This window comes from Streptomyces sp. 378 (assembly GCF_030124145.1).
Lineage (GTDB): Bacteria > Actinomycetota > Actinomycetes > Streptomycetales > Streptomycetaceae > Streptomyces.
Map to the genome: position 1 here is coordinate 1 of NZ_JASKMS010000075.1, position 3,201 is coordinate 3,201.

General features: G+C 66.8%; 3 protein-coding genes and 1 pseudogene. 2 read left to right on the forward strand and 2 right to left on the reverse strand.

Going from position 1 to position 3,201, the window contains the following annotated elements:
- Window positions 1-154: 154 nt before the first annotated feature.
- Window positions 155-271 (reverse strand): annotated as a pseudogene (locus QNO09_RS39505) (SDR family oxidoreductase); the annotation flags it as partial.
- Window positions 272-337: 66 nt separating this feature from the next.
- Window positions 338-928, reverse strand: coding sequence for a TetR/AcrR family transcriptional regulator (locus QNO09_RS39510; RefSeq protein ID WP_283975049.1), 591 nt, complete (start codon window positions 926-928; stop codon window positions 338-340).
- A 151-nt stretch (window positions 929-1,079) separates the two neighbouring features.
- Between QNO09_RS39510 and QNO09_RS39515 the strand changes: the two genes are divergently transcribed.
- Both QNO09_RS39515 and QNO09_RS39520 read left to right on the forward strand, forming a co-directional pair.
- On the forward strand, window positions 1,080-2,099 hold the full coding sequence (locus QNO09_RS39515; RefSeq protein WP_283975050.1) for an aldo/keto reductase: 1,020 nt from the start codon (window positions 1,080-1,082) through the stop codon (window positions 2,097-2,099).
- Window positions 2,100-2,333: 234 nt separating this feature from the next.
- Complete coding sequence (locus QNO09_RS39520; RefSeq protein WP_283975051.1) at window positions 2,334-3,176, forward strand: IS5 family transposase; 843 nt, start codon at window positions 2,334-2,336, stop codon at window positions 3,174-3,176.
- Window positions 3,177-3,201: the final 25 nt, after the last annotated feature.

Below are 3,201 nucleotides of genomic sequence, written 5' to 3' on the forward strand. Positions count from 1 at the left end.
GAGGCGGCGCAGATAGGCGGCGTGGGAAGTCCCTGGCGACAAGGCGGGCACAGATCCTGGTGATCACGGAGTTGCAACGCTCTGTGATCACTGGGCAGACCTGCGCATGCGTTGCAGTCATGCTCAGGTCTGAGCCGGGTGGTGGGGGTCGGTGTCAGCTGAGTGTTTCGCCGCCATCGATGGTGATGATCTGGCCGGTGACGTAGCTGTTGGCCATCAGGAAGAGGGCCGAGGCGGCGGCTTCCTCGGCGGTGCCGAAGCGGCCGAGGGGAGCGGTCGATCCGGGGCGGCGATCGCGCGACCTCTTAGCAGAGCCGCACGCGCGAGGTCGCCGAGGTCAGTGGTGTGATCGGCGTAGCCCTGCGACGAGGAGTTCGGCCATGCGGCGTGCGTTGTAGCGGGGATCGCTCTCCGTGCCGATGCAGAGGTTGCCGACGCCGCGCATGAGCTGGTACGCGTCGATGTCGGGGCGGATCTCGCCGGCGACGGCTGCGGCTTCGAGCAGTTCGGTGCAAACGGGGAGGAGGCGGTCGATGAAGTAGGCATGCAACGCCTCGAAGTCGGCGTTGTCGGCCTGCAGCACGGCGGCGAGTCCGTGTTTGGTCACCAGGAAATCGACGAAGAGGTTGATCCACTGCCCTAGGGCTGTGTACGGAGAGCTAGTCGCCAGCAGGGCCGGACCGGCATCGGCGCAGGCGTCGACCTGGTGCCGGTAGACGCCGATGATGAGGTCTGCTCGCGTCGGGAAGTGGCGGTAGATCGTGCCCAGCCCGACGCCAGCCTTGGCCGCGATGTCGCGTACCGGCGCGTCCACGCCTGACGTGACGAAGACCGTGGCGGCCGCATCGAGCAGGGTTTCCTTGTTACGTCGGGCGTCCTTCCGCCCGGACGGGGCCACCTGCCTTGCGCCCTCGTCGCTGTCGCTCACCGCACCCTCCTTCCACTCGCGCTTGCAAAAGCGGAACGATGTTCCGTATCGTTCCGGAACAAGGTTCCGTTTTGCTCATGATGTCAGAGCAGGGCCCGGTAACCAAGCCATGTAATGCACCGCGCTTCACCCCTCATGAGGAGACACGGTCATGCAGTACCGCATCTTGGGCCGCACCGGTGTGCAGGTCAGTACCCTCGCGCTCGGCACGATGAACTTCGGAAAGATCGGGCGCACCACCCAGGACGAGGTCACAGCCATCGTCGACGCCGCGCTGGAAGCGGGGGTCAACCTGATCGACACTGCCGACGTGTACAGCGGCGGCGAGTCGGAGGAGATGGTCGGCAAGGCCATCGCCGGGCGCCGCGACGACATCGTGCTGGCTACGAAGGCGACCATGCCGATGGGCGACGAGCGCAATCGCCAGGGCAGTTCGCGCCGCTGGCTGGTCACCGCGCTGGAGGACAGCCTGCGTCGGCTCGGCGTCGACCACGTCGACCTCTACCAGATCCACCGGTGGGACTCGAACACCAGCGACGAGGAGACCCTGTCGGCGTTGACCGACCTGCAGCGCGCGGGAAAGATCTGCTACTTCGGCTCCTCGACCTTTCCGGCCTACCGCATCGTGCAAGCCCAGTGGGCCGCCCGCGAACATCGCTTGAGCCGTTACGTCACCGAACAGCCCAGCTACTCGATCCTGCAGCGCGGCATCGAGACCCACGTCCTGCCCGTGACCGAGCAGTACGGGCTCGGAGTGATGGTGTGGAGCCCGCTGGCCTCGGGCTGGCTGTCGGGCGCGATCCGCGAGGGCAGTGAGATCACCACCAGCCGCTCAACCTTCATGCCGCAGCGCTTCGACACCACCATCCCCTCCAACCGGGCCAGGCTCGACGCCGTCGAGCAACTGGCCAAGGTCGCCGACGAGGCCGGCCTGACGATGATCCAGCTCGCACTCGGCTTTGTGACCGCGCACCCCGGCGTGACCAGCGCCCTCGTCGGCCCTCGCACGCTGGACCACCTGTACTCGCAGCTCGCCGCCGCAGACATCACGCTCTCCGCCGACGTACTCGACGCGATCGACGGCATCGTCGCCCCCGGCACCGATCTCGCCGCACACGAGAAGAACGACACTCCGCCCGCGCTGCTCGACTCGTCACTGCGGCGACGCTGATCGTCCCAGCGACAGCCTCCACATCCTCGTGTGCGACATCCCGAAGCTGCAGCAGTGGATGGCGATAGCAAATTCCGCTTCATGGTCGGCTTATGGGACTTCCATCACCTGGCGGCCCATCAGTAATCCGCCGCACTCGCGCAGATAGGCGGCGTGGGAAGTCCCCGGCGACAAGTCGGGCCCAGGTCCCGGTGATCATGGAGTTGCGACGCTCTGTGATCACTGGGGGGACCTGTGCCCGTGCTTCCATCATGGCTGACTGACCCGCTCTGGAACCAATTCGCGGCGTTCTTGCCCGAGCGCCCTACGGTCGATCCGTCCCACCCGCTGGGGTGCCACCGCCGCCGTATCAGCGACCGGATCGTGTTCGACAAGCTGTTGCAGCTTCTGCGGTTCGGCTGCTCCTACCAGGCGATCTCCGACACGACCTGCTCGGCGACCACCATCCGCAATCGCCGCGATGAGTGGATCCGGCTCGGCGTCTTCGCCCGGCTCAAGCAGATCGTGCTGGAGTCCTACGACCGGATCGTCGGGCTCGTGCTCGACCAGATCGCCATCGACGGCTCCATCACCAGGGCTCCCGGCGGCGGGGAGGTCGCCGGGCCCTCACCGGTCGATCGCGGCAAGCAGGGCTTGAAACGCTCGGGCATGACGGATGGTTACGGGATCCCGCTCTGCCGGGTCCTGGCCGGGGCGAACCGCCACGACTCACCGCTTCTCGCGCCGACGCTGGACCTTCTGGACGACCTCGGGCCGCTGCCCGACGACATCACAGTCCATCTGGACGCCGGCTACGACTCGGACAAGACCCGCACCGAACTCGCCGCCCGCGATTTGCACGGCCGCATCGCGCACAAGGGGAAGAAGGCGCCGATCCAGGCGAGCCAGCGGTGGCATGTCGAGCGCACGCACGCCTGGCAGAACGCCTTTCATCGCCTTGCCCGCTGCTACGAGCGCCGTGCGACCGTCGTCAACGCCTTCTTCGACCTCGCGGACACGATCATCACCATCCGTAGCCTGATCCGCCGAGCCTGGACCACCCACCGCTGGGACGACCGCCCCAAGCAACGCCCATGAGCGCCCGCCTATCTGCGCAACCTCT